At 67.1% G+C, this 4804-nt stretch carries 4 protein-coding genes and 1 pseudogene; 2 read left to right on the top strand and 3 right to left on the bottom strand.

Features of this window, described 5'->3' with window-relative positions; genetic code table 11:
• The 3 genes and pseudogenes from VN419_RS13285 to VN419_RS13275 form a co-directional block, all read right to left on the bottom strand.
• Positions 1 to 633, bottom strand: a pseudogene (locus VN419_RS13285) (glutamine--fructose-6-phosphate aminotransferase); the annotation flags it as partial.
• 28 nt (positions 634 to 661) lie between these two features.
• Positions 662 to 1294 carry an XTP/dITP diphosphatase gene (locus VN419_RS13280; RefSeq protein ID WP_325647698.1) on the bottom strand — a complete coding sequence of 211 codons (633 nt, stop codon included), beginning with the start codon at positions 1292 to 1294 and terminating at the stop codon, positions 662 to 664.
• 9 nt (positions 1295 to 1303) lie between these two features.
• Positions 1304 to 2785 carry a two-component system sensor histidine kinase NtrB gene (locus VN419_RS13275; protein WP_325647697.1) on the bottom strand — a complete coding sequence of 494 codons (1482 nt, stop codon included), beginning with the start codon at positions 2783 to 2785 and terminating at the stop codon, positions 1304 to 1306.
• A gap of 141 nt (positions 2786 to 2926) precedes the next feature.
• On the opposite strand from VN419_RS13275, the gene rimO reads away from it, so the two are divergent.
• Together rimO and VN419_RS13265 are read left to right on the top strand one after the other, a co-directional pair.
• Entirely contained in the window at positions 2927 to 4231 is a 1305-nt protein-coding gene (gene rimO, locus VN419_RS13270; protein ID WP_325647696.1) for a 30S ribosomal protein S12 methylthiotransferase RimO, read from the top strand.
• A 63-nt stretch (positions 4232 to 4294) separates the two neighbouring features.
• The gene (locus VN419_RS13265; RefSeq protein WP_325647695.1) at positions 4295 to 4801 is read left to right on the top strand and encodes a DUF1003 domain-containing protein; all 507 of its coding nucleotides are present in this window, start codon (positions 4295 to 4297) and stop codon (positions 4799 to 4801) included.
• Positions 4802 to 4804: the final 3 nt, after the last annotated feature.

Genomic DNA, 4804 nt, shown 5'->3' with positions numbered 1-4804 from the left:
CTCCAAAAACACCACGTCGCGGGTGTAGGGCAAAAAGGCAGGGATGTCCGAGCCGAAGAAGTTTTCGCCCGTGCCCACGCCCATGACCAGCGGGCTGGCCACGCGGGTGGCCCACAGGGTGCCGGGGTGCTCCGCGCTCATGACCACGATGGCGTAGGCCCCTTCCACGCGGGACAGGGCCTTGGAGATGGCGCGGGTCACGTCGCCGCCGGTGGCCGGAAGGCAGTCGGCGATGAGGTTCACCAGCACCTCGGAGTCGGTGTCCGAGCGGAAGGTGACGCCCTTGGCGGCCAGCTCGGTCTTGATCTCCTGGTAGTTCTCGATGATGCCGTTGTGGATGATGGCCAGCTTGCCCGTGTGGTCCAGGTGCGGGTGGGCGTTCTTCTCCACCGGGGGGCCGTGGGTGGCCCAGCGGGTGTGGCCCATGCCCGAGGTGGCGGAGAATACGTGCTGGCTCTCCAGCTTCTTTTCCAGGTTGGCCAGCTTGCCCTCGGCCCGGATGACCGAGAGCTTGCCGCCCTGGACGAAGCTCACGCCCGCCGAGTCGTAGCCGCGATATTCAAGGCGGCGCAGGCCTTCCACCACCAGGGGGACGGCAGGCCTGTGTCCGCAGTAGCCGATGATTCCGCACATGGGGATACTCCGTGGGAATTGCGTGTTGTTAGCGCGAGGCGCGGGCCCAGAAGTCCGGCCAGTCCGCCAGCAGGGCGCGCAGGGCGCGTCCCCGGTGGGAGCGCGCGTTCTTCTCGGCCGGGGCCAGCTCGGCGGCGCTTTTGCCAAGCTCAAGATCAAGGAAAAGCGGATCATAGCCGAAGCCGCCGTTGCCGCGCGGGGCGAACAGCACCCGGCCTTCCCAGCGGCCCTCGGCCACCAGCTCCGCGCCGCACGGGGCCACGGCGGCCACCACGCTGACGAAACGGCAGCCCCGGTCCTTTTCGGGCACGTCCTTCAAGACGTCCAGCAGCTTCGAATTGTTGCGTTCGTCCGTTGCGCCCTCGCCCGAATAGCGGGCGGAGTAGACGCCGGGCGCGCCGTCGAGCGCGTCCACCACCAGGCCGGAATCATCGGCCAGGGCGACCAGGCCCGTGGCCTGGGCCACGGTGCGCGCCTTGAGCAGCGAGTTCTCGGCAAAGGTGACGCCGGTCTCCTCGATTTCGCCGATGTCCGGGAAATCGCCCAGGCCCAGCACGTGCAGGCCGTAACCGGCCAGCAGGGCTTCCAGTTCCTTTATCTTCCCCGCGTTGCGGGTGGCCAGGACGAGGGTTTTCTTGAGGGGTTCTTTGGCAGGATTCATGGCCCGACTCTACCCGTCCGGCCCCGGTTTCGCAACCGCCAGTTGCGGGGGCAGGCTCAAGGCTACGCGGGTGCCTTCGCCGGGCACGCTGGCCAGTTCCACGGTGCCGCCCAGGTCGTCCAGGATCTTTTTGATCATGGCCAGCCCCAGGCCGGAGCCGCGGCCCTTGGTGCTGAAGAAGGGGCTGAAGACCTTGTCGCGAATCTCCGGGGCGATGCCCTGGCCCGTGTCCTCCACCTCCAGCACCACGTGCGCGCCGGAAAGGCCCGTGCGCACGGCCAGCAGGCCGCCCTGGGGCATGGCTTCCACCGCGTTCTTCACCAGGTTGATGAGGCACTGCTTGATGAGCTCCGGGTCGGCCTTGACCAGGGGCAGTTCGTCGGCCAGGCCCAGCACGGGCTCGATGTTCTGGTTTTCGCAGGCCAGGCCCATGAGCTCCATGGTGTCGCGCACGATGCGGTTCAGGTCAGCCAGGCCGCTGCCCGCGTCCACCGGGCGGGCGAAGGTGAGGATGCTCTTCAGGATGCTGTCGAGGCGCTTGGATTCCTCGATGATGATTTCGATTTTTTCGCGGGCGGCGGGCTCGCTGACGGTGCGCAGGAGCTGGTTGGCGAAGCCGCCGATGGCGAAGAGCGGGTTCCGTATCTCGTGGGCGATGTAGGTGCTCATCTCGCCGATGGAAGCCAGGCGCTCGGACTGTTGCAGACGCTGCTCCATCTGGGTGCGGCTGGTTATGTCGCGCCGGATGCACAGGAAGCTGGCCGAGCGGCCCACCTCGTCCTGGATGGGGTAGACGTATTCGCGGGTGTAGTGCAGGCGTCCCTCGGCGTCCACGTGGGGCAGGGTGGCCTCGGCCGATTGGCCCGTGGCCAGGGCGCGTTCCAGCGGGCCTGTGGCCGGGGGTTCCGCGCCGCCGTTCTGGCCTTCCTGCAGTGGGAAAAAGCTGCGCAGGGGGCGGCCGGTCATCTCGGCCTTCTGCACTCCGGCGGCCTCCAGCACGGCCTTGTTGCAGTCGAGCACCAGGCCCTGCGCGTCCACCAGGGCGATCTCTTCCTTCAACTGGTCGATGATGCCCTTGAGCAGGGTTTGCGTGTGCAGCAGGTCCAGCTTGCAGGCCACCCACATCTGGTCGGAGGACAAAAGGCGCAGGAAAAAGCTGGCCGCGCCGCGCTCCACCAGGGTGATGCTGGTGGGCAGGCCGCAGCGCAGGTCGGCCAGCACGGCCTCGCGGCCGGTGGTTTCGATGACCAGGTTCAGGTCCGGGTGGGCGGCGAGCATGGCGCGCCAGTCCGGGTGCACGGGCAGCTCCAGGGTGCTGCCGAATTCGCTTCCCGTGGCCTCGGCGTGCAGGGCCAGGGCGCGGATGCCCAGCTGGCCCATGACGCGTTCGTTCCCCAGGGACGCGAAAAGTTCCCAGAAAGGCACCAGCGACGACTTGTCGCCTATGAGTCCTATGCGGTATTGCTTCTCCGCCCGCAGGGATTCCACCATGCGCGGGCCTCCTTTCGCGCCGGGGGGAGGCGCGCTCTCCGGCGAAACGCCCGGAGGATGCTCTGGCCGGGCATCCTACACAAGTTGGCCCAAAGCGCAACCACCCCAGTCGGAATTACCCTTTTGCCTCCAGGAGAGACCATGTCCGCCATCCGCGTCCACACCATCAGCCTCGGCTGCCCCAAAAACCGCGTGGACACCGAACGCATGCTGGGCGTGCTGGGCGAGTCCTTCGCCCCGGCCGAAAGCGCCGCCGAAAGCGACCTGGTGCTGGTGAACACCTGCGGCTTCATCCGCCCGGCAGTGGAGGAGAGCGTAGACACCATCCTCTCGGTCATCCGCGAGGTGGAGGACGTGCGGCCCAAGCCCCTGGTGGCCGTCACGGGCTGCATGGTCAGCCGTTACGGCCAGGCCGACCTGGCGGCGGACCTGCCCGAGGTGGACCTGTGGCTTTCCACGCGGGAGCTGGGCCAGTGGCCGCAGCTGGTGGGCGCGGCCCTCGGCAAAAAGCAGTTCGACGCGCTTGGCCCCCGCCGCCTGAGCACCGCGCCGGGCTACGCCTACCTCAAGATCAGCGAGGGCTGTTCGCACAAGTGCGCCTTCTGCACCATTCCGAGCATCCGCGGCAGGCACGTGAGCCGCGGCTTGGACGAGCTGGAGCGCGAGGCGCGCCTCTTGGTGGAGCAGGGCGGCGTGCCGGAACTGGTGCTGGTGGGCCAGGACGTGACCTCCTACGGCCGCGACCTGGACCTGAAGGACGGCCTGAAGCACCTGCTGGACCGGCTCATGCCCATCAAGGGCCTCAAGTGGCTGCGGCTCATGTACCTGTACCCCGCGGGCCTCACCGACGGCCTCCTGAAGCACCTGGCCGGGCTGGGGCGGCCGCTCCTGCCCTATTTCGACATCCCCCTGCAGCATGCCCACCCGGAGATCCTCTCGGCCATGGGCAGGCCCTTCGCCCAGGACCCTTCCCTGGTCATCGACCGCGTGCGCAAGCACTTCCCCGAGGCCGCCCTGCGCACCAGCCTCATCGTGGGCTTCCCCGGCGAGACGGACAAGCACTACAAGGCCCTGAAGGACTTTGTGGCCAAGACGCGCTTCACCAACCTGGGCGTGTTTCCGTATCATCAGGAGGAGGGCACCAAGGCTGCGGAGCTGCCCGGCCAGGTGGCCCAGGCCACCAAAACAAAGCGCCGCAACGCCCTCATGAAGCTTCAGGAAGGCATCAGCCGCGAGCGCCTCGACGCGCTCATCGGCACCCGGCAGGAGGTGCTGGTGGAGGAGCCCAGCCCGGAATGGCCCGGTCTGCACACCGGCCGCGTGTGGTTCCAGGCCCCGGAAGTGGACGGCGTGACCTACGTGAGCGGCCCCAAGGTCAAGCCCGGCAAGCTGGTCATGGCCGACATCGAGCAGGCGCAAAGCTACGATCTGGTGGCGCTGGCGTAAATCCGGTCCGCCAGCTATGGTCAAGAGCACTGCGGCGGCTGCGCCGCGAAGGAGCAACTGACCATGCGCAAGAAATGGACTCCCGGTCCGGCCGCGACCTACGACCACGGCAGGCACATCATCGTCAACGTCAACAGCAAGCTGGAAAAGACGCTGACCACAGGGCAGCGCGTGGCCGACGCCGTGGCGCGCATCGTGGGCGGCTGGCCGTTCATCATCTGCCAAAGCGTCATCATCCTGGCCTGGGTGGCGGTCAACGCCTATCTGTTCTACCAGGCTGCGGCCAACCCGGCCTATTTTCAGGCCTGGGACCCCTATCCGTTCATCCTGCTGAACCTGGTGCTAAGCTTCCAGGCCGCGTACACCGGCCCCATCGTCATGATGAGCCAGAACCGGCAGGCCGAGAAGGACCGGCTGATGGCCGAGCACGACTACAACGTGAACGTGAAGGCCGAGGAAGAAATCAAGGTCATCATGCAGCATCTGGTGCACCAGGACGACCTCATCCTGGAGATTCTGACCCGCATGGACGCAAATGATACGGGCGGCCAGTTGAAGGGCGAAGAATAGCCC

Source organism: Humidesulfovibrio sp., assembly GCF_035560995.1.
Taxonomy (GTDB): Bacteria; Desulfobacterota; Desulfovibrionia; order Desulfovibrionales; family Desulfovibrionaceae; genus Humidesulfovibrio.
The sequence above is the reverse complement of the archived record's forward strand: the minus strand, read 5'-3'. Positions and strand labels throughout refer to the sequence as shown.